Below are 25,297 nucleotides of genomic sequence, written 5' to 3'. Positions count from 1 at the left end.
AGATTTGACGCCCATAGCGGAAGGGGACGTGGTTCTCGAGGAACGGGAGCGTGCGCGCGCCCGGGGCACCGCACCGGAGAAGATAGCCCTGACCACCGAGGCGCGCATGGCCGAGAAGCGCGAGCGCTACGAGCGGTGCCTTCCCGTGGCCAACGACATTCTGGAGGACGCGCGCACGTCGCTCGCGGTGCGCTTCCGCTTCCTCGACCGGGCGCTCTGGCGCATGCCGCTCGTGCCGAGCTTCGACGTTTACGGCATCGCGAGCGACGGCTTGAAGCTGTACTACGATCCCGAGTACGTGGTCGACCGCTTCAAGCTCTCGCCGAACGAGGTGGTGCGCGACGTCATCCACTGCCTGTTCCACTGCATATTCCGGCATCCGTTCATGCTGTACTCGGTGCTGCGGCAGCCGTGGGACGTGGCCTGCGACATCGCCATCGAGGCGCTGCTGCTCGATCTGGTGGGCGAGGCGTTTCCCAGCAACTTCGACCGACGCGCGCGCGAGGCGCTCAAGGTCATCCGCGCCCAGGTGGGAGGGGTGGTGACGGCCGAGCGGCTCTACCACTTCTTCTCGAACGAGGGCAGCCAGGTCGACCTGCGCTCGCTGGCGCCCATGTTCTACCGCGACACGCACGGGCTGTGGTACAACGACGGAGCCGAAGGCTCGGCGCGCGGATCCATGAGCGCCGCGCGCCAGCAGTCGGAAGACCGCGAGGGCGGCGAGCTGCCCACGTCGGAGGGGAGCGAGTCGCTCGACGACACGCGCGGCGCCTCCGAGATGCCCGCGCCGAGCGGGGGCGACGACGAGCAGGATCGCGAGTCGCCCGACGACGAGGCCGAGCGCGACGAGCCGGCCGACGAGCGCGACGACGAGGGCGGCTCCGGCGACGACGAGCCGGCCGTGGACGACGAGCTGGCCGAACAGTGGGCCGACGTGAGCCGGCACATCCAGATCGAGCTGGAGGCGCATATGCTGCGCCAGGGCGAGGGGGCGGGCAACTTCGCCGCCGCGCTCGAGGCCGTGAACCGCGAGAAGCACGACTACGCGGAGTTCCTCAAGCGCTTCGCCACGCTGCATGAGCGCATGCGCGTGAACCCCGACGAGTTCGACTACATCTACTACACGTACGGCCTGGACCAGTACGGCAACATGCCGCTCATCGAGCCGCTCGAGTATAAGGAGACGCGCGCGGTGCACGATTTCGCCATCGCCATCGACACGTCCGAGTCGGTGTCGGGCGATCTGGTGCAGGCGTTCATGCGCAAGACGTACAACATACTGAAGCAGGCCGAGAACTTCACCGACCGCGTGAACATCCACGTCATCCAGTGCGACGCGCGCGTGCAGGAGGACACGAAGATCACCTCGCTCGAGGAGCTCGACCTGTACTTGGAGAACCTGGAGCTCAAGGGGTTCGGCGGCACGGACTTCCGGCCGGTGTTCGAATACGTGAACCTTTTGGTTGAGAAGGGCGAGTTCTCCGACTTGCGGGGCCTCGTCTACTTCACGGACGGGCAGGGCACGTTCCCGCGCAGGCAGCCGGCCTACGACGCGGTGTTCGTGTTCTTGGACGACGGCTACTCGGATCCGACGGTGCCCCCGTGGGCGCTCAAGGTCATTCTGGACGAGAGGGGATTGACGTGACGGACGGCGGGCGGGGCCTGCGAGGCGAAGGGCGGCAATCGGTGGACTCAAGGAGCGAACTATGAACATTGCGGAAGCGAAACAGCAGGTGAAAGACACTATCGAGGCGTACCTGGCGGTCGACGACCGCGGGCGGCCCCTTCTGGATACCGCGCGCCAGCGCCCGGTGTTCTTGGTGGGCGCGCCCGGCATCGGCAAGACGGCCATCATGGCGCAGATCGCCAGCGAGCTGGGCATCGGGCTGGTATCCTACTCCATGACGCACCACACGCGCCAGAGCGCGCTCGGCCTGCCGTTCATCGTGCACGAGGATTTCGAAGGGTTGGAATACGAGGCCTCCGAGTACACCATGAGCGAGATCATCGCGTCCGTGTACTCCTACATGAAGAAGAGCAAGGTGCGTCGCGGCATCCTGTTCCTCGACGAGATCAACTGCGTGTCCGAGACGCTCTATCCGTCTATGCTGCAGTTCCTCCAGTTCAAGACGTTCGGGCGCCATGCGGTGCCCGAGGGGTGGATCATCGTCACGGCCGGCAACCCGCCCGAGTACAACAAGTCCGTGCACGAGTTCGACATCGTCACGCTCGATCGCGTGAAGAAGATCAACGTCGAGCCCGACTTCGGCGCGTGGAAGGCCTACGCGGTGTCGAAGGGCACGCACCCGGCCATCCTCACGTTTTTGGAGATCAAGAAGAACCGCTTCTACTCCATCGAGGCGTCGCTCGACGGCAAGTCGTTCGTCACCGCGCGCGGGTGGGACGACCTGTCGGACATGATCGGCATATTCGAGCGGCTGGGCAAGACGGTCGACTACGATTTGATCGTTCAGTACGTGCAGAACGAGACGATAGCGCGCGAGTTCGCCGCGTACTACGACCTGTTCAACAAGTACCGCGACGACTACCGCATCGACGAGATCCTTGCCGGCGGGGACGTTGCCGGTATAATCGACCGAGCCGGCGCGGCCGAGTTCGACGAACGCCTGTCGCTCGTGGGGCTTTTGCTGGACGCCGTGTGCGGCGACATGAAGGACATCGTCGACGAGACCGACGTGCTCGTGGCGCTGCGCGACGATTTGCGCGGCATGAAGCCCGCCGTGGAGGAGGGCGGCGACGTTCGGGAGCTTTTGGAGGACCTTGGACGCGTGCGCGCCTCGCAGCTCGAGCTGGGCGTGGCCGCGGGCAACCTGTCGAAGGGCCGCCGCGCGACGGCCGAGCGCGAGCTGGACGAGATAGCCGCCTTGGCGAGGATCGCCGAGGAGGTCGCCGATCCGGCCGAGGGCTACGCGCTCGTGGCGGCCGCGTTCGCCGACAGGGCGGAGGCGCTGCAGGGGCGCGCGGCCGAGGTGGAGGAGCGGCTTTCCCGCGCGTTCTCTTTCGTAGAGGAGGCGTTCGGCGACGCGCAGGAGATGACGGTGTTCACGACGGAGCTCACCTCGCGCACCAGCTCGGCACGCTACATCGCCCAGTACGGAAGCGCGTCTTACTTCGCGCACAACGCGGATATGATATTGTCGGACCGGCAGCGCGAGCTGCGCCGCCGCGTCGAAGACCTCAACGTGTAGGGCAAGCTAGGGAGCACCGCGAACCAACGCGCCGAAAAACCAACGTGCAAGGCAAACAGCTAAGGAGAAGAAGATTATGAAGAAGTACACGCTCACCTCGTACGATCCGGTCGAACTCGACCTGCCGAAGCCCCAGGTGCCCGCGAGCCTGGTGGACGCCCAGATCGAGAAGCTGCTCGAGCCCTTGGCGGAATACCACGAGATCGCCGAGGAGCGCGGGGTCATGATGGGCGACCATGTGGTCGTGACCACCGTTGATGCCTGCATCGACGGCAACCCCGCCTCGAACTTCGTGCTGGAGCATTCGCTGTACCACGTGGGAGGCGGCGAGATGCCCCGCACGTTCGACGACGAGCTGGTGGGCATGGCCCCGGGCGAGACGAAGGGCGCCGAGGCGAAGATCAAGCTGCCGCTGGCGAAGGACGGCGACGCGTCGCGTCTGACCATGCAGGTGACGGTGGAGAAGATCCTGAGCTGCCGCACGCCGGAGCTGACCGACGCGTTCGTCGCCGAGCACTTCGAACCCGCCACGACGGTGGCCGAGTTCCGCGAGGGCGTTGCCAAGCAGTTCGGCCTGCCCGACATGGCGAAGAACGACGCCCAGTTCCCCGACCTCGTGCTGGACGAGCTGGCGAAGCGCCTGGTGGAGGATCCCGATCCGGCCGACCTGCTTCCGGGGCAGCCTCTGGACGCGCTGCGCATCACCTGCGCCATCGACGCGCTGGCCGACCACTTGGACATCGAGCTCACCGACGCGGACATCACGGCCCAGATGCCCGGCAACGACGCCGAGCAGCGCGAGAAGATTCGCCAGCAGCTGGAGGATCAGGGCCTGGGCGACGAGGCGCGGGTGTTCGCGCGCCGCGAAGCCGCCCTGTCGTGGCTGGTGAACAACTCGCGCGTTTCGTACAAGTAGCGAGCACGGCCGAGCGGAGGTGGAGTCATGCAGGCGGACAAGCCGATCGACGAGGAGAGCCTGAGGGCGTACTACGAGCAGCTTCCCAACGAATACGGGTTCGCGAGCCAGTGCAAGATGACGCTCTTGGGCGACATCAAGGGGAAGCGCGTGCTCGACCTCGATTGCCGTCGGGGCAAGGGCGTCGTCAAGCTGTCCGACTACGTGGGCGCCCGCGGGCGCGTGGTGGGGGTCGATCCGACGCCCGAGTGGATAGAGATCGCCCGCTCCTACCAAGACGACGCGTGGCGCCGCAACGGGCTGCCCGAGAACAACATGGAATACCTCGTGGCCTACCCGGAGGACCTTGCGGCGGCCGGACTTGAGGACGGCTCGTTCGACCTGGTGTTCGCCAACAGCAGCGTGAACGTGGACTACTGTCCCGAGGCGGTGTTCGCCGAGGCGTTCCGCGTGCTCAGGCCCGGCGGCGTGCTGGTGTACGACGGCGTGGTGGCGGCCGGGGCGCGCGACGCGGACACGGTGGCCCGCGCGCGGGCGCTTGGCAACGCCGTGCAGGCCGCGTTCGCGCGCGAGGAATTCGAGGACATCATGGCCCGCATCGGGTTCGAGAAGCCCGAGTACTACGAGGAATCGGACGTGCGGCCCGAGACGGGCTACCAGACAGGATGCGAGGTGCCGGTGGCCGAGAGCGACGAGGACGTGCGGTTCGTGAAGACCACGGCGCGCATCTACAAGCCGCGCCGCTAGGGTTTGGAAGCGCGGGCGCTGCGAGTGCCGCGCGCAAGGGGGCGATGTGCCGTCGAGGGTTTCGATCCCGGCGGCGTGAAGGAGCGATATGAAGTACGAGGAACTGAAGGAGCAGGTAAAAGCGGTGCCCGCATCGCAGGCGAAGGACTATCGCGAGTTGCTTTCGTTGGCGAGCATTGCCGGCGACGTATGGCCCCAATTCAAGAAGCACCTTGAGCAGGCGCAGGACTGCCGAGGCTTCTTCAAGTCCATCTACGACGACGATGCCTGCCGCTTCGAGAACGCCTGGGCGTACTGGGCGAAGATGAACAAGGAGCTGTGGGCCGACCGGTTCGAGGCGGAACGCGCGTTGAGGAACGTGACGCTGGACAACAAGGGCGTTTTCCTGAAAGGGGGCGGCAACGAGCTGCTCATCCCGCTTTCCGGTCGCAGCCATGCGGCGAGCATCTACCTGTTCCGCGAGAACGGCTTCAACGAGAAGGCCGCGGAGTTCTACGGCGCCATCAACGGCTCGTTCACGTGCGCGGGCATCGAGCTCGAGGGCGCGTTCGACGTGTACCGCGCGCACCGTGCGCTCATCTTCGAGCGTTGGGAGATCGACCAACTGAAGCGCCGCGCCGACGGCAAGGGCCAGATCCGCACGGGATGCGACTGCTCGACCCCCTGGTAGGGCTGCGTTTCCGAAGCGATGCCGGGAACCGTTCGCAGGGGCGGGCAGCAGCCCGCCCCTGCGGGGATTGGCGGCTAGGACGTCTTCGCGGACTTTTTCGGGCGTCCCGCCTTCGGCTTCTCGCGCAGGCGCGCATCCACGCTGTAGCGCGTGATGAACGAGTCGCGACCCTTGCGGAAGCCTTCGAGAAGGTCGGCTTTAAGCATTTGAGACACGCGCGCGCGGGATACGCCCAAAAGCTCGGCTGCTTCGGACGCGGTGACTGCGGGGATGGTGTCGAGGCCCGCCTCCACGGCTACGAGAAGAACGCGGCCGTCTTCGCGCGTAGGCTCATGACCGAGGGTGGCCTCGGGAATGTCCTCGCCGTGCATGAGGCGATGCTCGATTTCAAGCTTCAGCCAATCGGCTGCCATAGCTGCAGCTTCGGCCAGATCGGCCCCTTGGGTTCCTCCATCGAAATCGAACGGGAACGCGAGAATCCAGCCGTCTTCTCCTTCGAACAGTTCGAACTCGTACACATACAGCATGGGCGGTTCCTTTCGTGTTTTTGGCAGGGTCAAGGCCGTTTCTCGATTCCCGCCTGCTTTCTGATTGCTCTCGCCAGCCCTTCATCGATTTCCCGATGTCGTGGGATTGACGTTTGGAAGCCGGGTTTTTTGAAAACGTCGTGGTCGGCTCCACCGTAGTTCTTCAACCCTTGGGCCTCGACTTCCTTGACAAGGTCGCGTCTCTTTACCATGATCGTCCTTTCAAAAATTATAAACTATAATTAAGAATTAATCAAGTTGGTCGATCGATTGCGACAGGCCCGTAGGGGCTGTATCAAAAGCGTCGTTTTCGCTCGTCGCGTAGGGCAAGGGCTCTGCCCTTGCCGCTCGGCAAGCGACGTTTCCTCAGGTAGACGGCAAGGGCAGAGCCCTTGCCCTACGGGGCGACTACGAGAAACGCGTATTCTGACGACTTTTGATACAGGCCCTACAGCGCGACCGCCGCATGCGCATCTCGGGTGTTTTTTGATGTGGGATGGTCGCTTTCCGATGCGCTCCTTACGGGCGCCGGCCGCGCTTCGCGGCCGCTGCGGCGAGCGCGGCGCCGATCGCTGCAGCGAGCGCCGTCCAGCGAGGCATCATGCCGAGGGCGTCGCCCGTCTCGGCGAGCGCCGAGCCTTCGGCCCCGTGCCCGCTTGCCGGCGCTTCGGAGGCGCGCACCAGATAGTTCTCCACTTCGTAGAAAGAGGTGCGGCCGTTCTCGTCCACCTGCACGGTGAAGGGCTCGGCGGCGCGGTAGCCCGGCGGGGTGGTGGCCGGATCCTCGCGCACCTCGTAGGTTCCGTAGGGCAGGGCGCCGTCCTTGGCGCCGTCGTGCAGGTCGGCGGTGGAGGCCCGGCCGTTCTCGTCGGTGACGATGCAGGCAACCGTCTGGCCGGTCGAGGCCAGCACCACGTCGAACGCCACGTCTGCCAGCGGCTTTCTTGGGGCGTCGGCGTCCTCGTAGCCGCTTGCGGGCGCGTCCCCGCCTGGGACGTTGCCGTCCGTTCCGTCTGCTACGCCGAACTTGAACAGCGCCACGTCGCCGCGCACCACCTGCTCGGCCACGACGGGGGCGTGGAACGCGGCCGTGCCCGGCGCGTCGGGAGCGACCTCGACGGTACGCACGAACACGGAGGGTTCGGGCGGCAGGTAGCCGACGGGCGGCCGCACTTCGCGCACGATCACGGTGCCGAGCGGCAGGCCGCGGCCGTCGCCTCCGTCGGAGAAAAGCTCGTCTTTCCCGACTGAGGCGCGCCCTCGTTCGTCGGTGACGACGGTCCAGGCGCGGGTGGGGCGCACGCCTGCCGCGGCCACCTCCGCGAGCGAGTCGAAGCGACCCGCGTAATGCTCGACGGCGAAGAGGGCGCCCGCCAGGCTCGCGTCGCCGAGGGGCTCGGCCGCGCCCGTCTCGCGGTCGATCTTCGCCGCCAGCACGTCGGCGGGGGCGAGCAGGGGAGCGTCCTCGACAGCCACGACGGGCGCCGTGCCCGTGCGGCAATGCTCGCGGGTCAGCTCGACGGGGGAGGCGCGCTCGTCGAGGACGAAGCCCGCAGGCGCCGTCTTCTCGCGCACCCAGTAGCGGCCGGGCGCCAAGGTTGCAGCCGTGCGGGCGCGACCCGCTGCATCGGTCGCGATTGCGAGCAGCTCGGTTGTGCACGCCTCGTCGGCGAAGACTCCGTACGTTGCGCCGTCCAGGCGGTAGCAGCCGTTCGCTTCCGTGACGTCGGGTGCGGCGGATCGTTTGACCACTTCTACGGCGCCGGTCGGATAGATCTTGAACCCGCCGACGTTCTGCGCGCCGAAGGGCGAGTAGTGGTTCTCGTACATGGAGGCGCCTCGGCAGTTCACCGTGATGAGGTAGCCTCCGTCGTCGGCGGGCTCGCCGACGAACGGGTAGGTTCCCGGCAGCGGCGTGCCGTAGACCGAGCCCGAAATGCAATAACCTGTGGCGGTTATGCCGTACTGCGGAAACGACACGTCGAACACGTTGCCGCCCTCCGCGCCGTCGATATGCGCGTTCACGCAGGCCACATAGCACGTGCCGGAAATGCCATCGTCGGCCTCGGCGCGCGCGGTTCCGCACAGAGCCAGCGCCAGCGCGAGGGCGCATACCGCGGCCAGCGCGCGCAGGGCGCGCACCGCGATCGGCAGGGAAGGGGGACGTTGGGGGTGCGCGGTCTCGACAGCACCGGTTTCTCGTTGATTGCGTGGCTGTGCGTGCGACGGTTCCACGACGGCCCCCTTCCACTCGAGGTGCCGGGCTTGCCCCGGCCTCCTCTATCCTAGCGCCGCAACCTTGCCCGGCGACCGTAATCCGACCGTCCCGGCGTCGCTCGAACCTTGCCCGAACCTTGCACGGCCGCCGTCCGAACCTTGCGCGTTTGGCGGCCTTCCGTCGCCTCGACCTTGCACCGTTCCATCACGGACACGCCGCATGCCCCGTTTACGTGTTATTCGCCGCAAAAACACGCCGCTAGGGTGGCACACTCTATTCAGCATAGCTATAATCAAATAGCCGATTCTATCTACTACTGGTTGGCATCGAACAACGGTTCAGGACGTGCGCGGTTCGATGACAACCAGTAGTCGATCGGGAGCGGTCGGAGGAGCTGCAACGTCATTTCGCGCAGGGGGTGCGAACGTTTGTGCCGAAGCTCGCGCAGGGGGTGGTGAACCGCCGAACGGTAGGATGCCCAGACGAGCGGTCGGCGCGGAAATCGCGGTCCGATCAATTAATACCATCGGGCTTACCCGCTCGCGGAATTTAGAACTTCCGGTGTGATGTGGATGGAACGGGCGTTTAATACACTGGCGTGCATGATGCGCACGAGTGCGAGCGTTCGAGCCAAGCGGAACTTCCGTGCATAATCATGCGAACGGTACGGGCTCAAAGTAAGGTAAACGGACGAGAAGAAGAGGGGAAGGTAGATGGAGATTTCCAAGACGTCGACCGGTCTCAAGGGCCTTGTGAGCCCAGACACCGTATCGACCGAGGTCGACATCCATCAAGACGGCGTCACGATGGTCAAGTCGCTCTGTTATTTCTGCCATGCTAACTGCGGCGTGCTTGCCTACGTCAAGGATGGCGACGTAATCAAGATCGAGGGCGATCCTAATTACACGAACCATGGCGGGCTGTGCTGCCGCGGTACCAGCGCGCTGCTGCATGTCAACCACCCCGCCCGCATCAACCACGCGCTGAAGCGCGTGGGTGCCAAGGGCGAGGGCAAATGGGAGAAGGTGCCGTACGACCAGGCGATCCAAGAGGTTGCCGATCGGCTCAACCAAATCAAAGAGGAGAGCGGCGCCGAGGCCGTGGCCTCCGCGGGCGGCACGACGCGCACCGACGACTGGGCGCGCCGCCGCTTCCTGAACCAGTTCGGCACGCCGAACGGCTTCCACAACGCGCTTTTGTGCTGGATCCCCACGTTCATGGCCGAGACCTGCGTGGCCGGCTGGTCGCCGTTCGAGACCGACCTGGCCTCGGCGAAGTGCCTGATCCTCTGGGGCATGAACCCGGGCGCTTCCACGCTGGGCGGCATGGACGGCTACACCGACCTGCAGAAGAACGGCCTGAAGATCGTGGTCGTGGACCCGCGCTACTCCGAGACGGCTTCCAAGGCCGACTTGTGGTTGCCGCTGCGTCCCGGCACCGACGCCGCGCTCGCGCTGGCCATGCTGCACACCATCATCTACGAGGGCCTGGTCGACTGGGAGTTCGTGGGCGAGTGGTGCGACGGCTTCGAGGAGCTGCAGGAGCACGTGGCCGAGTACACGCCGGAATGGGCCGCGCCCATCACGTGGCTCGACGCCGACCAGATCCGCCAAGCCGCCCGCCTGTACGCCATGAACACGCCCGGCTGCATCCAGTGGGGCTGCACGTGGGACCAGATCGGCCGCGCCTCCACCACCGGCAGCCATGCCATCGCCCTCATGCGCGCCGTCTGCGGCAACCTTGACGTTCCCGGCGGCGACGGCATGCCCGGCCCGTCGATGGGCTTCCTCACCGACGAGGAGATGGAGCTCAACGAGTGCCTGCCCGAAGAGCAGAAGGCGAAGCAGATCGGCTCCAACAAGTTCAAGCTGACCTCCTGGCCCGGCTACCAGCTCATCTCCGACAACGCGAAGCGCACGTGGGGCAAGAGCCTGCCCACCGAGTGGTTCTGCGAGGCCCACGGCCCCAGCGTGTTCAAGGCCATCCTCACGGGCGATCCGTACCAGGTGCGTGCGCTCATCGTGAACGCCACGAACCCCATCAACTCCTACGGCGACGCCAAAATGACGCTCGCGGCGCTGAAGAAGTGCGAGTTCCTGGTGGTCGTCGATTACTGGATGACTCCCACGGCGCTGTTCGCGGACTACGTGTTCCCGGCCGCCGGCGCGCTGGAGCGTCCCACCATCGTCACCCACTACGGCGCCACCGACTCCATCATGGGCGGCCGTCGCGCGATGCAGCCCAAGTACGACCGCCACACCGACATGGTGTTCTGGCGCAAGCTGGGCCTGGCGTGCGGCCAAGACCCCGCCAACTGGCCGTGGGAGACCGAGGAAGAGGCGTACTTCCACATCCTGCAGCCCCTGAACCTGCCCGGCGTGGAGAGCTACGATGACTTCGTCGACTACTATCGCCAGTACTATCCGCCGCTACACCAGAACAAGTTCAAGACCAACGGCGGCTTCTGGACGCCGTCGGGCAAGGTGGAGTGCAACTCCACCATCCTGCGCGAGCTCGGCTATCCCGGCATGCCCACCTACATCGGCTGCATCGAGAACGAGATCGACACGCCGGAGCTGGCGGAAGAGTACCCCATCGTGCTCACCACGGGCGGCGGCTTCATGCCGTACCACCACTCCGAGCACTTCCAGATGCAGGGCATCCGCTACCTGTATCCCGACCCGTACTTCTCCATCAACCCGGATCTGGCCGAGAAGCTGAACATCGCCTACGGCGACTGGTGCTGGATCGAGACGCGCCGCGGCCGCATCAAGATGCGCGCCAACGTGGAGCCCGAGGTGCATCCCAACGTGGTGTTCGCGCCGCGCGGCTGGTGGTTCCCCGAGCGCGACGGCTCGGCCGACCTGGACAACCCCTTCGGCTGCCTTGAGTCCAACGTCAACGTGCTGACCTCGGTGGACGACGAGCATTGCGATCCGATGGGCGGCTCGTGGGCCAACCGCGGCCTCATGTGCAAGGTGTACAAGTGCGGCGAGTACGACAAGGAGTACAAGAAGGAGGACACCCAGTTCTCCATCCCGGGCTCCTCGTCCGAGCCGGGCATCACGGTCATGCCGAGCGATCAGAAGCTCGCCCGCGAGCCCATCCCGTTCGAGAAGCCGCAGCCGGCCGAGGCCGTGCCCGAGGGCTACGAGTGGGTGTGGCAGAACAACAGCCTGTACCAGAAGGACACGCACTTCCGTCTGGACGAGTCGGGCTGGCTCATCAACCCGCGCACGAAGGGCTACCACGACGCCCACACCGGCTGGCGCTACGATGCCGCCAACGAGTGCTTGGTGGACGACGAGACCGGCAAGATGTACACCATGGAGCGCGAAGAGATCGTGTTCGCGGCCGGCGTGCGCTGCTACCCTGGTCAGGCCGCTCCGTTCGAGGTTCCCGAGAACCTGACCTGGAACGTCGAGGCGGGCTACGCCACCTTGGGCGACCTTCCCTACGTGTACGACCCGAACAGCGGCTGGATGCTGGACCCCGACAACGGCGCGTTCCACGACGCCAACTACGGCTGGCTGTACGATGCCGCCACCGGTCATTTGGTCGACGAATCAACGGGCAAGCACTACGACATGTCGTACGCGCCCGTCGAAGAATAGCCACCGAGTAGGAAGAAAGGATAGATACATGACTCGTTACGTTATGGTCATCGACCAGCGTCGTTGCATCGGCTGTCACTCCTGCACGGTTGCTTGTCGTACGTGGAACAAGCTTCCGCTTGACATCGTCTACAACCCCGTGGTCACCGAGGGCGCCCAGGGCACGTGGCCGAACGTCCACAAGAGCTGGCAGCCCCTGCTGTGCATGCACTGCGAGAACCCCGAGTGCGTTCCGTGCTGCCCGTCCGGCGCGAGCCAGCAGGACGAGGACGGCACCGTGTGGGTCGACCCCAAGAAGTGCCTGTCGTGCAAGGTGTGCGTGAACGCCTGCCCGTACGGCATGCGCGACGCCTCCCACCTCGAGGACCGCATGCACCGCTTCGTGCGCAAGTGCACGTTCTGCCGCGACAAGCGCCAGCTGGATCCCGACGCCAAGCCGTACTGCGTGGAGACCTGCCACCAGAAAGCCCGTATCTTCGGCGACTTGGACGATCCGAACAGCGAAGTGTCCAAGCTCATCGGTTCCGTGAAAACCGAGCGCCTGTTCGAGGAGTTCGGCACCGATCCGCAGATCTACTATATTCCTGAGTTGGGAGGTAAGGCATAATGAAGCATCATTACTGGGAACCGCCTATCGCCCTGTACCTGTTCCTGGGCGGCTTGGCGGGCGGCATTCTGTTCTTGGCCGCAATTTTCAACAGCTTCGTGGTTCCGGGCTATGCCGAGGTGTTCGCGCTTCCCGTGCTCGTGTCGCTGGCCTGCGTGGCCGTGGGCTGCGTGTTCCTCGTCATCGACCTCGGTCAGCCGGGCGTGTTCTGGCGGGTGTGGACCACGTCGAAGTCCATCATCAAGTGGGGCGCGACGTTCCTGGTCATCGCCGCGGTGTTCGCCCTGCTGTTCTTCCTGGCGTTCATCGGCGACGCGTGGCCGATCTTCGCCGGCTTGTCCGACTTCCTGAAGCCCGCTGCCGACTTCTTCCTGATCGTGGCCGGTTTCTTCGGCCTGTGCATCATGATGTACACCGGCATCATGCTGTCCACCCTGAAGGCGCATGCGTTCTGGGCCACCCCGGCGCTGCCCGTGCTGTTCACCATCTCGGCCATTTCGACGGGCTGCGCGGCCGTCGTGCTGTCCATCGGCGGCTGGCCGGCCGTTATCTCGCTGGAGAGCCTGGTCGTGTCCGAGATCGTGCTCGAGATCCTGCACGTGGTGGACATCGTCCTGGTCATCGCCGAGCTCATCGTCCTGCTGACGATGGTGCTGTCCTTCGCGGGTGCCGGCAACGTGACCGCCAAGGCGGCCGCCCTCCGCTGGGTGAAGGGCTCCTACGCGGGCCTGTTCTGGGTCGGCATGGTGGGCCTGGGCCTGGTTGTTCCGCTGGTCATGTACATCGGCGGCGGCCATTCCGCCGCGGCCACGCTCATAGCCCCCATTCTGGTGCTGTGCGGCGGCTGCCTGCTGCGCTTCATGGTGGTCAACACCGACGATCGCGCCGAGATCCCGGGCGAGAACCGCTACTACAACCGCGTTGCGAAGAACGACGCGGAGTTCATCACCAAGTGGACGTACGGCGACAACCAGTTCTAAGGTTCGAGGTTCGACGGGTTGCGGGCTTCGCATGAGGCCCGCAGCTCATGCGACGGAGCCCGGCGTTCGCGCCGGGCTCTCGCCGCGTTTGGGACGCACCGCCCGCGGACAGGTGCTTTCGGCAAGGGAAGCGCTTGTCCGCGCGTGATGCGCGCGACGTTCGCCGCGCGGTTGCGATAACCGCGCGATTCAGGGGGAGGCAAGAGGATTCGCATGGAGCAGTATCAGTTCGAGGACGCTTTGACCGGCACTACCGTCACCTGCGGGTTCCCGCAGCTCGAAGCCGTCGTGACGCCCGGTTCGGATGAGCCGCGCCGCTGCGCGTCGCTGTTCTTCCCCGGCTGCTCGTTCATCAACTACGGGCTGCCGCTGGTGCAGGCCGTCTACAACACGCTCGCCGACGCCGGACGCGTCGACGGGATTTCGCTGTTGTGCTGCGGCAAGATCTTGTCCTACGAGCCCGACGGCGACGCCGTGCGCGCCTCGTTCGAGGACCAGCTGCGGGACAGCCTGGTTGCCGCGCAGGTGGAGCGCGTGGTGGCAGCCTGCCCGAACTGCGTCATGGCGCTGCGCGCGGCGCTCGCCGCCGACGAGCGCACGGCGCCTATCGAGGTCGTGGCGCTCCCCACCGTGTTGGCCGATCTGGGATACCGCATCGACGACGAGGCGGCTCGCGGGATGGTGGCGCGGGAGGCGGGCCTCGATCCGGCCAACGTGAAGGTGTGCGTGCACGATTCCTGCCCCGACCGCGACACCGGCGAGTTCGCCGACGGGCTGCGCGCGCTGCTGCCCGACGGCCTGATGGTGGAGACGGATCATATCCGCAAGCGCTCGTACTGTTGCGGCTCGCTTCTGCGCGCGGCGGGCAAACCGTTCGTGGCCGACGCCATGGCCCAGCGGCACGGCGAGGAGGCGCAGGCGGTCGAGGCCGCCGCTATCGTCACGGCGTGCATGAGCTGCTCGTTCCAGCTCACGGTGTCCCAGTCGTCCGTGCCGGTGTTCCACTACCTGGAGCTTCTGTACGATTGGCGCATCGACTGGGAAGGGGCCGACCTGTACATGAAGCTGCGGTTCCTGTTCGATGACGCGCTCGGGGCCGTGGAAGGCACGGGCGGGTCGCGGGCGTTCGCCGCCCTCGACGCCCTGACGGCGGGAGAGGATTCGTGATGGCCGAAACCAAGCGCACGAACTGCCATTACTGCGGCTACTGCTGCGCCTTTCTGGCCACGGTGGAGGACGGCCGCGTGACCGAGCTGGCGCCCGACCCCACGCGCTACCCTTACGACGAGCGCATCCTGGCCGGCTGCCGTCGCTGGCGCATGAATTTGGACGCGCTCGACGGTGCCGACCGCGTGAACCACCCGCTGCGCCGCGTGGGCGCGCGCGGCGGCAACGAGTGGGAGCGCGTGAGCTGGGACGAGGCGCTCGACGACATCGCCGCCCGCCTGCGGGCGCTGGCCGCCGAGCACGGGCCAGAGACGCTCGCCAGCGCCATCGGCGGACCGCACGCGTCGTTCTGGCCGTTGCACCGCTTCATGAACCTGTTCGGCTCGCCGAACAATATGGGCATCGGGCAGATATGCTGGAACCCGCGCATCTGGATGGACGCGCTCACGTTCGGTTGGACCGTGGAGGCCGACATCGTGCCGGGAACCACGGAATGCCTGTTCATCTGGGGCACGAACCCGGCGCAGTCCGACAACTCGGCGTTCTGGCGCTCGCTTTTGGCGTTCGCGCGCTCCGATGCCCCGCTCGTGTGCATCGACCCGCGCCGCACGCAGGTGGCGGCCGTGGCCGATCTGTGGCTGCCGGTGCGTCCGGGCACCGACTGCACGCTGGCGCTGGGCTTTCTGCACGTGATCATCGATGAGGACCTGGTGGACCATGCGTTCGTGGACGCGTGGTGCCACGGCTTCGACGAGCTGGCCGAGCACGTGAAGCCCTACACGCCCGAGCACGTGGCGGCCGTGTGCGGTTTGCCGGCGGACGACATCGTGCGGGCGGCGCGCCTGTTCGCGCAGGCGGGGGCCGCGGCGCTCGTGTCGGGCCGCGGCGTGGACCAGGTGGGGGCGAACGTGGCGCCCACGCACCGCGCCATCTGCTGTTTGCGCGCCGTCACGGGCAACGTGGACAAGCCCGGCACGTGCGTGCTGGCCGAAGGCCCCGACTTCGTCTCCGAGATGGAGCTGGAGATGACCGATGCGCTGGCGCCCGAGCATCGCGCCCGCTGCCTGAACACGCCCTACACTCCGCTGCAGTGCTACGACGGCTACGCACGCGCCCGGCCCCTCACCGAGAAGCTGGGCCGCACGCTGCCGGAGCGCTACCTGACCTCGGCGCACCCGCACCTCGTGCTGCGCGCCATGGAGACGGGCGAGCCGTACCCGGTGCGCGCGCTCATCGTGAACGCCACGAACCCGCTTCTGACCTACGCCGACACGCACCGCGTGTTCAACGCCCTCATGGGCTTGGACCTGCTGGTGGTGCTGGACTACTATATGACGCCCACGGCGAGTATCGCCGACTACGTGCTGCCCGCCGCCGGCGCCATCGAGCGCCCCGTGCTGCAGGTGCACGGCGGCGTGGCGAACATGGGCTACGGCGGGCCCGCCGCCGTCGAGCCGTACTACGAGCGCCGCTGCGACTACGACGTGTTCCGCGGTTTGGGAATGCGCCTGGGCCAGGAGGACGCCTGGCCCGAGGAGACGCTGGCAGACGCGTTCGCCGCGCAGCTCGAGCGCGCGGGCATGGATTGGGACGTGTTCTGCGAGCTGGGCATCTACTGGCAGCCGCCCGCGTTCGCCAAGCACGAGCTGCCCGGCCCCGACGGGCGGCCGCAGGGCTTCGCCACCACTACGGGCAAGATCGAGCTGGCGAGCGAGTTTCTGCCGACGCTGGGCGGGCCGCGCCTGCCCGAGCCGGCGGAGCAGGTGTCGCTCTGCTCGCTCGAGCTCGTGGCGGCCGGCGAGGCCGAAGGAGCGGTCCACCTGCCTCTGATCACCGGGTCGCGCAAGCAGCCGTACAACGCGTCCATGTACTTCAACAACCCCGCTTTCCGCGCGAAGTCGCCGCATCCGGTGGCAGAGGTGAGCGAGGCCACGGCCGAGCGGCTGGGCTTGAAACCGGGCGACCGCGTGGAGGTCGCCACCGACAACGGCTCGGCGCGCTTTATATTGGAGACCGCGCGCATGCGCGACGATCTGGTGAACGTGGACTACGGCTGGTGGCATCCCGAATGGGAGCCGGGGGCGCCGGACTTCGGCGGCATGTGGGAGTCGAACGTGAACTGCCTCACGTCGTGCACACCCGGCGAACCGATGATAGGCACCTGGTCGTACAACGCCATCGACTGCGTTCTGCGCAAGGTCGAGGAGCCTTTGAGCTGGGAACAACCTGCAGGGAGCGAGAGCGCCGGGTGATCAACCTGCGGGGCGCGGGGGATGCGGGCGGGCAAGCCGTGCTCGGGCAGTCCTGAGCTCGCACGAACAGCCCGCTGGGCTGTTCGGCTCGTGCGGAATCTGCGCGCGGCTTGCCCGCCCGCATCCCCCGCTGGTCGTTGCAGCGATCACCCGCTCCCTGCGCTGGCTGCGGTTGAGGCGCGAAGGGCTTGCGGGGGCGCGGAACGCCGTCGCGTGATCGGTTGATGTGGGGGAGTTTTGGTTGGGGCTCTTCCTTTGGGCGAAGGGTTCTCGGCGACGGCAGACTTCGTGGGGGCGATCTCCAGATCGCCCGGCGCGGAGATTACGGAACAGGCGAGCCGTGCGGCGAGCGCAGGAACGGGCAAGGAGCGGAAAGGTCCCCGTAGGGGCGATCTCCAGATCGCCCGGTGCGACGACTATGGAGTGAGCACGCCGCGCGGCAAGCGCACGGAGCGGCTAGGGGCCGAAAACACCCCCGGCGCGATGGCACCGGTCCCGTCCGCTGCGGTGGCTGAAAAACGAGATACACCCGTGCGGCGAACGCGCGAATACGATACGATGAACGGGCAACGACGAGAAGGAGATCGTTACTATGGCGGAAAAGAAGCAAGCGCTGCTGTTGTTCAGCAAGCCCCCGGTGGCGGGGATGGTGAAGACGCGGCTGACGACCGAGCACAACGGGTTTTTGAGCCCTGCGCAGGCGGCGGAGTTCTTCAAGCGCAGCCTGTACGACGTGAGCGAGCTTTCCATGCACGCGCTCATGGAGCTGCAGATGATGAACGACGCGGCCGTCGAGGCCGACCCGAGCGTCGACAAGATCACGTACGACTTCTTCGTGTCCACGACGCCGGCCGAGAACGTGCAGCTCATGAAGGAGACGTACGACGCCATCGGCCCGTGGCCCATGGAGATCCACTACCTCACGGACAAGGGCGCCACGTTCGACGACCATTTCGACTACGCGTTCAAGGAGATATTCTCGCAGGGCTACGAGCACATCGTGTCCGTGGGCGGCGACATCCCCACCATGCCGAAGTCGCACATCGTGCAGGCGTTCCAGTGGCTCGACTACTTCCAGTCCATCGGCAAGCCCGGCTTCGTGCAGGCGCCGTGTCAGGAGTGCGGCACGTCGCTCGTGGGCTTCAGCCACAACACGCCCATGGACCATCAGGGCGTCTACTACAACATGGACGGGCGCCCGGCCCTCGACGGCTACATGCAGAAGCTCGAGGAGAACGACGTTCCCTCGGCGTTCCTCTCTCCCGTGGCCGACATCGACGAGGCCACCGACCTGGCGCACGCCATCTCGTGCATGCGCGCCATCAAGCAGGCCGCCGCGTACCAAACCGAGCTGTTCGTGCCGCAGCGCGTGCTCGACTGGATCGACTACATGGGCATCCAGGTGACCACGCCGCCGAACGACGAGCACGACCCGCGCCAATACATCGACCAGGAGTAACGCCATGGACGCGAACGAGAACGCCGCAGCCGCGCAAGCCGAAGTGTGCACGCCGCTGCACAAGACCACCGCGCTCTGCCCGGACTGCCTGCAGGAGCTTCCGGCCGACGTGTACGCCGACGCCGAGGGCGTCGTGTGGATGGAGCGCACCTGCCCCGACCACGGCCGTCTGGCCACGCGCATGTGGCCCGACGCCGAGCACTACCAGTGGCTGCGCTCGCTCGCGTTCCCGAAGACGGCGCCGCAGGGGACGATTCCCGCTTCGAAGCCGTGTCCGTTCGGCTGCGGCACGTGCTCGCGTCACCAGCGACGCGGCACGCTGCTGGAGATCGAGGTCACGCGCAACTGCAACCTGCACTGCCCCGTGTGCTTCATGAGCGCCGAGACGGGCGAGGGCGATCCCACGCTCGACGAGATCTCGGACATGTACGACGTCATCGCGAACGCGGTGGGCACGGACGGCGCGGTGCAGATCACGGGTGGCGAGCCCACGTGCCGCAAGGATTTGCCCGAGATCATCCGCATGGGCCGCGAGAAGGGCTTCTGGGGCATCGAAGTCAATACGAACGGCCTGGTCATCGCCGCGCGCGACGGGTATCTGGAGGAGCTCGTGTGGGCGGGGCTCACCGGCGTGTACCTGTCGTTCGACGGGCTCACGGGCGACGTGTACGAAGGCACGTGCGGGCGCGACATCCTGGACATCAAGATGAAGGTTATCGAGCGCTGCCGCGAGGTGGGCATCCAGGTGGTGTTGTCCGTGGCCGTGGTGGCCGGTTTGAACGACGGGCAGCTGGGCGACCTGCTGCGCTTCTGCCTGGACAACGCCGACGTGGTGGCCGGTTTGGCCCTGCAGCCGGCGTTCACGTCCGGACGCTTCGACGCCGAGCGCGCCCTGCCCATGAGCTCAGGCGACGTGATCTTCCAGCTGGCCGAGCAGTCGAACGGGCTCATCGAGCCGCGCGACGTCTGGCCGCTGGGATGTTCGAACCCGCTGTGCGACACGGGCGTGTTCTTCGTGCACGGCGAGCCGCCCGAGGGCGTGCCGGCGCACCCGTCGGGCTTCTACCCGGCCACGCGCGCCATGACGATGGAGGAGTACCACGAGGGCTACTCGCCCGACAGCCCGCAGGGGTCGGTGTTCTTGGACATCCTGGATCGCAAGGGCGTCGAGGTGTCCAGCGGGCTTTCCGTGGTCATCATGAACTACATGGACGCGGTTTCTATGGACACGCAGCGGTTGCGGGAGTGCTCGATGATGGTGACGGTGCCTGACGGGCGCGCCATCCCGTTCTGTTCGTACCACTTGACGGATTCGGCGGGTAGGCGGGTGTATCCGCCTTGGTGTAAGGAAGAGTTGCGGTAGCTTTCGACCTGCGGGGCGCGGAGCGTGGGGACGGGGACGCCGTGCTCGGGCAGTCCTGAGCTCGCGCAAACGCCCCACAGGGGCGTTTGGCTCGTGCGGAATCTGCGCGCGGCGCCCCCGTCCCCACGCTCCGCTGGGGCGCGAACGGGATTGCCTCTGGGAGATGAGATGTTCGCGCTTCGCGCGAATTGGGCTGCCCCGCAGTTGCGAGCGGGTCCGCAGGGCCGCATCGAGAACGTCGTCGGGACCGTTTTGCCGTTCGATCGGGGACGTTCCCGTAGGGGCGGGCTGCTGCCCGCCCGGCGCGATGAGTTGCCGCAACGCTACCCGTGCGGCAAGCGCACGAGCGGGATGCGAGCAGAAAGGTCCCCGTAGGGGCGATCTCCAGATCGCCCGGTGCGGTGACGCACGGCGACGATACCCGCGCGGCGAGCGCACGGCGGCGCGGGTACGATGGTCGTGCGCACGCTGCTCCCCGAACGGCTTTGCATGGGGCCGGCAAGAACGAATTTGTTTGCTCAAAGAAGAGGAGACTCATGGCTGACTACCGAATCGTGAACGACCCGGACCGGTGCGTGAAGTGCGGGCTCTGCATCGCGTTCTGCCCGTGCGAGGTGCTCGAGGCCGACGCGGACGGGCATCCGTTCGCGGCGCGTATCGAGGACTGCGTGGGGTGCACCACGTGCTCGGGCAACTGCCCGCAGCGGGCGCTTCTGGTGGAGGCGACGGGCGACGCCGTGTACGACCCCTTTGCCGACGAACCGCGTGCTGAGCCCATCGGGCGCGAGCTGCACGAGCAGTACGCCGAGTGGCAGCGCGTCATCATGGACAAGCTGGGCCTGCGCTGGCAGCCGGTGGCCGTGAGCCTCATCGACAAGGACGAGCTTTTGCCCGACGTGCCCATGCCGCCCGAGAACCAGCGCTTCTGTCAGGCCATGATGGCAGCGCGGCGCGGCGCGAGCATCCTCATGCCCCCGCATCGGCATTCGTGCCCCGACGGCACGTCCATCTTCGGCATGACCGGTGTGCCCGAGAAGCTGGCGACGGGCGAGATATACGTGCTGTTCCACAAGGTGGTGAACGCCGAGGCCGCCGCCCGCATGGTGGCGGAGCGCCCCACGCTTCCGCCGAAGAGCCGACGGGCAACCTACGTGGCCCCGCTGGCCAAGACGGTGCGCGAGCCCGAGGTGGTCGTGATAACCGGCACGCCCGAGCAGATGATGTGGTTGTGCATGTCCATGAGCTATTACTCGGGCCACCGCTTCGACTTCCACGCGAGCGGGTTCAACTCCATGTGCGTGGAGGCGGTGCTCTACCCGCTGACGGAGCAGGAGCCCAACATCACGTTCGGCTGCTACGGTTGCCGGGCGGCAACCGATTTGGGAGAGGACATGATGTTCATGGGCCTGCCTGTCGACAAGCTGCCCATCGTGGCGCAGGGCCTGACGGAGCTGGCGAAGAAGGCCATCCCGGATTCGCGCATGAAGATATACGTGCCGCCCATCATGTAAGGTTCCGCGGGCCTACGGCCCGCGGAACCTGCCGACGCTGCGGCCCGTCCTCGCACCCGATCTCGCGGCGATGCCGGGAGCTCGCGTACCGAAGTACGCTTCGCCCCCGCCATCCCCACGATCTCGGGCACGAGGACGGCCCTCGCTGACTTACTGCGCCAACCTGGGCGGCAGTTATGCGCCCTCCGGGCGCATGGGCGGGTCGCTTCGCTTCCGCCCGCCAACCTGGGCGGTTGTTTTCGCGCTGGCGCGCGAAAGGGCGCTCTTGCGAGCGCCCTGCGGTACCTTGCGTGCCCGTTATGCGGCCTTCGGCCGCATGAAAGGAGCTCTTATGACCGACGAGTTGTTCACCATTCGCGATGCGCGCGCCGATGACAAGCCCGTGCTCGATGCCTACGCGAACGCGGAGGGCATGGACGCCATCCCCGACATAGAGGGCGTGCGCGTGGCGGTGAACGGCGACGACGAGGTGGTGGGGTTTATCCGCATCGCGCTCGACGAGGAGGACGGCACGGCGTTCGTGAACCCGGTCATCACGCATGAGACGTGGCGCGGCTACGGGGTGGGGCGCGCTCTGATGGACGAGGCGCTTGCGCGTCACGGCGAGCTGCGGCTCGTGTCGCGCGGCGGGAGCTTGCCGTTCTACGAAGCCTTGGGCTACGAGCGCATCGGGTGGGACCTCATCAAAATGGAGCTGGTGGACGACTGCGACCACTGCGAGCTGCGCGACGAATGCGGGCCGGTGCCCATGCGGAAGAGGCTGGGCTAGGGCGTCGGCGGGCTGTTCTGCCGTCCAAATATCTAGGCGTTACTCACCGACTTAAAAGCTCGGACACGTCGAGGTTGAGCGCGTCCGCTATCTCGCACAGTCTGTCGAATTTCAGATTGCACTGGCCGTGTTCGAGTTGGCTTACGTAAGATTGATCGCTGCCGATCATATACGCGAATTTGGTTTGGGAGAGGCGCTGCCGCACCCGTTCTTGGCGGATGGCGGCACCCAGTCGTTCCCTGCGCTCGTTAGTCTGCATGCTCCAAGGGTATGTCGTGCGGGGCATAATAATATGGTATATACAACATATTACGACGCGAACCCGCATGAGGGAATTAGAAACGCATCTGGTAAGCGGTATCGTCATGATTGAAGCGGTTCGAAAAAAGTCCTACTATAGGCAAACCGCAAACATGCGCCAAACCGTCGGCAACAAAGGTCGACAGTGCAGGCGCGTGCGGCCAAAGGGGGCATATGGTCACTTCGGCGGAAAGAGAACCGCGAAAACCTGTCGTACGCGCGAAATTGACGCAGCCGATGCTGCCGATAGGGTACGTGGACAGGGCGGAGCTCGTCGAAAAGCTCGACGTTCTCGCCCAGCAAAAACTGACGTTGATAAGCGCGCCGACGGGCTACGGCAAGACCAGCTTGATGGCGTCGTTCGCCCAGAGGAAAGCGGCCGAAGGCTGCCTCGTATCGTGGTTGACCGTCGACGAGGAAGACGCCGATCTGGCTCGTTTCTGCCGGCATGCCGTAACGGCGTTGGGGGGTTTCGGTGAAGTGGCCGCCTCGAAGATCGAGCAGGTGGTCGAAGCGAACGGAGTCGACGGCGGCTTGGACGAGGACGCGTTCGTGTCCGTGGGGAACGCGTTGTTCGAGGCTCTCCCTTCCGACAAGCCCTGCTACCTGTTCATAGACGATTACGGTAGCGCGGAACTGGGGGGTTTCGACGCGCATCTGCTGCGCTTCTGCTCGTCGACGCCTCCCAGCTTGCACGTGGTGATAACGTCCTCGGCGTTTTCGTGGAGTTTCCAGACCGATGCCTATCGGTTAGGCTTCGGGAGCCTCACCGGCGAAGATCTTTCGTTGACGTTTGACGAGGCCAGGCGGCTGGCTGATGCCTCATGCGAGGAGCCGCCGTCCGACGAGGCGCTGGCCGAAGCTTGCAGGTGTGCTGAAGGCTGGCCGCAGGGGCTCGTGTTAGTCGCTCGAACGCTGTCAGGTGCACGCTGTGCTACCGACGTTCGACTCGACGGAGCCCTCTTGGTCGTGCGCCGCTATTTCGAGGCGCAGGTGTCGCGGCTGGTGACGGGCGATCTGCTTTCGTTCATGCTGGAGATATCGGTTCTCGAGACGTTCAACCGTTCCCTGTGCGAAGCGGTTTTCGGCTCCGGCTCGACCCAAGCGCTTTTGGATGAGCTCATTCGGCGCAACCTGTTCGTCGTGCCCTGCGACGACGAGGGCGAATGGTTCCGTTTCAACCACCTGTTCGCCGACTGGCTGCGCAACGAGCTGCTGCAATTGCGCATGGAGGATATCCGCAAGCGATGCGCTCGGGCGAGCGAATGGTTTTACGATTACGGCATGAAGGACGAGGCGGCGAAGTACTTGCTGCTGGCGAGCGATTTCGACTACGTCGCGAACCTCACCGAAGCGACCTGCTCGCTTTCGAGGGGGGATAGGCGAACCCATTACCTGCTCTGGCTCTGCCGCGTTCCGTCGGCAAAGTTCGCAGAATCGCCGCTTTTGTGCATGCTTTCCGCTTGGTCGTACATCACGAATGCCCGCGTTGCCGATGCTCAGCTCTGGATCGCCCGGTTCGAGCGCAGCATGGAGGGCCCCGAGCATGCCGGCAGCCTCGATCCCTGTATCGTGGAATTCTCGTCGAAGTGCCTCAAGATGAAATGCACCGCCATGGAGGGCGACGGTCGAGAGGCCCTGGCGCAGTGCGACGAATTGCTGAACAGCGGCTACGAGATCAAGCCGTCGCTCATGAGCATGATCTACCAATCGTTGGGCGAGGCGTACGAGCGTATCGGCAACATGGCCCAAGCACAGGAAATATACTTGCAGGCGCAGGCCAGCGCCAGCGTCGATGCGACCATGCACCAGCTTTTGTTCAACTCGTACAGCTTCGCCGAAGTGCAGTACTGCTTCGGCGAACTCGACGAAGCGCGGGAGGGTTGCGAGAAGCTGCTGCAGATATGCCCGTCGGATTTCGCGATATACGGGGCCATCTGCGCGCTCTTCGCACGCGTGCTGCTCGAGCGCAACGAGAAGGATCGCGCCGCCGTTCTGGTGGAGCGCTCGCTCAAGCGCACGTCGTACTATCGACACATCGACATGTGCCTGGAGGCGAAGATCGCCCAAGCGGGCTGCCTCGCCGCGAGGGGAAACCTCTCCGAGGCCTATGAAACCATCGTCGAAGGGATACTGCACGGCGAACAGGAGGACGTTCCCCGGGCCGTGCTCCTGCACGCCTACTTCAAGCAAGCCGAAATAGCCGCCCGCCGGTGCAATCTGCGCGATCTGCTCGTCATCGAGCGCAAGTTCGCGGCGCGGGTGCACGAAGAGGACGTGTACTGCCAGCTGCTGCTCTCGTTCGTGCACGCACTCGCGGAACGCGAGAAGGGGAACGTCGAAACGGCCCTCGAAACGCTTGGTTCGCTGACGGCGCGCGCTCGTGAAGGTCGGTTCATCTGCGTGGCGGTGAAAGCTCTCGCCATCCAAGCGGTCGATCTGCACGCGTTGGGCGACGAGACGCGCGCGTGCGCCCGGCTGAACGAGCTGTTGATGCTGGCGAGCCGGCACGGCTTCGTCCGCAGCCTCCTCGACGCGGGCGCGCCCATGCGCGACCTGTTGCGCGATTACTCGATGTCCCGGAAGGCGGGCGCAGCCGTGCGCTCCTACGTGAAATCGCTGCTCGTGGAATTCGAGAAGGAGTTGCCGACGGTGCCGTCGGGCATCGACGATCCGGGGGCGTTCGCCAACGACGGCCCCGATCCGCTCACGCCCCGAGAATTGGAGATCCTCAAGCTCCTCAACATGGGCATGTCGCGCAAGGAGATATCCGACACGCTTTGCATCAGCATCAACACGGCGAAAAAGCACCTGGCGAACATCTACAGCAAGCTCGGCGTGGGCACGCGCGAAGAAGCGTTGAGGAAATACGCGCCGAACCGCTCTGCCGAGGGCGGCAAGGAGCGCGCGACCCCTCTCGAAGCGTAGGGTTACTTTCCGCATTACCCTCTCTTATCACCCTCTTGTTCGGTCTTGCAAAGGTCATGA

At 65.7% G+C, this 25,297-nt stretch carries 19 protein-coding genes; 15 read left to right on the top strand and 4 right to left on the bottom strand.

The window, feature by feature from the left end; all coding sequences use genetic code 11:
- The first annotated feature begins 28 nt into the window (after positions 1-28).
- From HCH03_RS16905 to HCH03_RS13670, 5 genes are all read left to right on the top strand, one after another.
- Positions 29-1,645, top strand: coding sequence for a VWA-like domain-containing protein (locus HCH03_RS16905; protein WP_221689939.1), 1,617 nt, complete (start codon positions 29-31; stop codon positions 1,643-1,645).
- Positions 1,646-1,706: 61 nt separating this feature from the next.
- Positions 1,707-3,209 (top strand): ATP-binding protein, encoded by a 1,503-nt coding sequence (locus HCH03_RS13685; RefSeq protein ID WP_221689938.1) that lies wholly within the window; start codon positions 1,707-1,709, stop codon positions 3,207-3,209.
- A gap of 76 nt (positions 3,210-3,285) precedes the next feature.
- Positions 3,286-4,125 carry a hypothetical protein gene (locus HCH03_RS13680; RefSeq protein ID WP_185905993.1) on the top strand — a complete coding sequence of 280 codons (840 nt, stop codon included), beginning with the start codon at positions 3,286-3,288 and terminating at the stop codon, positions 4,123-4,125.
- A 27-nt stretch (positions 4,126-4,152) separates the two neighbouring features.
- Positions 4,153-4,872 carry a methyltransferase domain-containing protein gene (locus HCH03_RS13675; protein ID WP_221689937.1) on the top strand — a complete coding sequence of 240 codons (720 nt, stop codon included), beginning with the start codon at positions 4,153-4,155 and terminating at the stop codon, positions 4,870-4,872.
- An 88-nt stretch (positions 4,873-4,960) separates the two neighbouring features.
- A complete protein-coding gene (locus HCH03_RS13670; protein ID WP_080144739.1) occupies positions 4,961-5,542 on the top strand; it encodes a hypothetical protein in 582 nt (193 codons plus the stop codon).
- 74 nt (positions 5,543-5,616) lie between these two features.
- On the opposite strand, the gene HCH03_RS13665 is transcribed toward HCH03_RS13670, so the two are convergent.
- The 3 genes from HCH03_RS13665 to HCH03_RS13655 form a co-directional block, all read right to left on the bottom strand.
- Complete coding sequence (locus HCH03_RS13665; protein WP_221689936.1) at positions 5,617-6,069, bottom strand: helix-turn-helix domain-containing protein; 453 nt, start codon at positions 6,067-6,069, stop codon at positions 5,617-5,619.
- Positions 6,070-6,098: 29 nt separating this feature from the next.
- Complete coding sequence (locus HCH03_RS13660) at positions 6,099-6,281, bottom strand: type II toxin-antitoxin system HicA family toxin (protein ID WP_080144741.1); 183 nt, start codon at positions 6,279-6,281, stop codon at positions 6,099-6,101.
- A 307-nt stretch (positions 6,282-6,588) separates the two neighbouring features.
- Complete coding sequence (locus HCH03_RS13655; protein ID WP_221689935.1) at positions 6,589-8,304, bottom strand: MSCRAMM family protein; 1,716 nt, start codon at positions 8,302-8,304, stop codon at positions 6,589-6,591.
- 696 nt (positions 8,305-9,000) lie between these two features.
- On the opposite strand from HCH03_RS13655, the gene HCH03_RS13650 reads away from it, so the two are divergent.
- From HCH03_RS13650 to HCH03_RS13610, 9 genes are all read left to right on the top strand, one after another.
- Positions 9,001-11,901 (top strand): molybdopterin-dependent oxidoreductase, encoded by a 2,901-nt coding sequence (locus HCH03_RS13650; RefSeq protein WP_221689934.1) that lies wholly within the window; start codon positions 9,001-9,003, stop codon positions 11,899-11,901.
- A 28-nt stretch (positions 11,902-11,929) separates the two neighbouring features.
- On the top strand, positions 11,930-12,508 hold the full coding sequence (locus HCH03_RS13645; RefSeq protein WP_080144744.1) for a 4Fe-4S dicluster domain-containing protein: 579 nt from the start codon (positions 11,930-11,932) through the stop codon (positions 12,506-12,508).
- On the top strand, positions 12,508-13,488 hold the full coding sequence (gene nrfD / locus HCH03_RS13640) for an NrfD/PsrC family molybdoenzyme membrane anchor subunit (RefSeq protein ID WP_080144745.1): 981 nt from the start codon (positions 12,508-12,510) through the stop codon (positions 13,486-13,488). The genes HCH03_RS13645 and nrfD overlap by 1 nt, the downstream gene beginning before the upstream one ends.
- Before the next feature lie 213 nt (positions 13,489-13,701).
- Positions 13,702-14,655 carry a (Fe-S)-binding protein gene (locus tag HCH03_RS13635; RefSeq protein WP_221689933.1) on the top strand — a complete coding sequence of 318 codons (954 nt, stop codon included), beginning with the start codon at positions 13,702-13,704 and terminating at the stop codon, positions 14,653-14,655.
- Positions 14,655-16,907, top strand: coding sequence for a molybdopterin-containing oxidoreductase family protein (locus HCH03_RS13630; protein WP_221689932.1), 2,253 nt, complete (start codon positions 14,655-14,657; stop codon positions 16,905-16,907). Before HCH03_RS13635 ends, HCH03_RS13630 begins: the two co-directional genes overlap by 1 nt.
- A 592-nt stretch (positions 16,908-17,499) precedes the next feature.
- The gene (locus HCH03_RS13625) at positions 17,500-18,366 is read left to right on the top strand and encodes a TIGR04282 family arsenosugar biosynthesis glycosyltransferase (protein WP_221689931.1); all 867 of its coding nucleotides are present in this window, start codon (positions 17,500-17,502) and stop codon (positions 18,364-18,366) included.
- A gap of 4 nt (positions 18,367-18,370) precedes the next feature.
- On the top strand, positions 18,371-19,729 hold the full coding sequence (locus HCH03_RS13620) for a radical SAM protein (RefSeq protein WP_221689930.1): 1,359 nt from the start codon (positions 18,371-18,373) through the stop codon (positions 19,727-19,729).
- Positions 19,730-20,265: 536 nt separating this feature from the next.
- A complete protein-coding gene (locus HCH03_RS13615; RefSeq protein ID WP_221689929.1) occupies positions 20,266-21,240 on the top strand; it encodes a DUF169 domain-containing protein in 975 nt (324 codons plus the stop codon).
- A 331-nt stretch (positions 21,241-21,571) separates the two neighbouring features.
- Complete coding sequence (locus HCH03_RS13610; protein WP_221689928.1) at positions 21,572-22,009, top strand: GNAT family N-acetyltransferase; 438 nt, start codon at positions 21,572-21,574, stop codon at positions 22,007-22,009.
- Between the two features lie 43 nt (positions 22,010-22,052).
- On the opposite strand, the gene HCH03_RS16855 is transcribed toward HCH03_RS13610, so the two are convergent.
- Positions 22,053-22,268, bottom strand: a complete 216-nt coding sequence (locus HCH03_RS16855) for a helix-turn-helix domain-containing protein (protein ID WP_221689927.1) — start codon at positions 22,266-22,268, stop codon at positions 22,053-22,055.
- Positions 22,269-22,546: 278 nt separating this feature from the next.
- Between HCH03_RS16855 and HCH03_RS13600 the strand changes: the two genes are divergently transcribed.
- Positions 22,547-25,237 (top strand): LuxR C-terminal-related transcriptional regulator, encoded by a 2,691-nt coding sequence (locus tag HCH03_RS13600; RefSeq protein WP_221689926.1) that lies wholly within the window; start codon positions 22,547-22,549, stop codon positions 25,235-25,237.
- The last annotated feature ends 60 nt before the right edge of the window (positions 25,238-25,297 follow it).

Origin of the sequence: Gordonibacter massiliensis (ex Traore et al. 2017) (assembly GCF_019731765.1) — a bacterium.
Lineage (GTDB): Bacteria > Actinomycetota > Coriobacteriia > Coriobacteriales > Eggerthellaceae > Gordonibacter > Gordonibacter massiliensis.
This window is presented reverse-complemented; position numbering and strand designations above follow the sequence as displayed.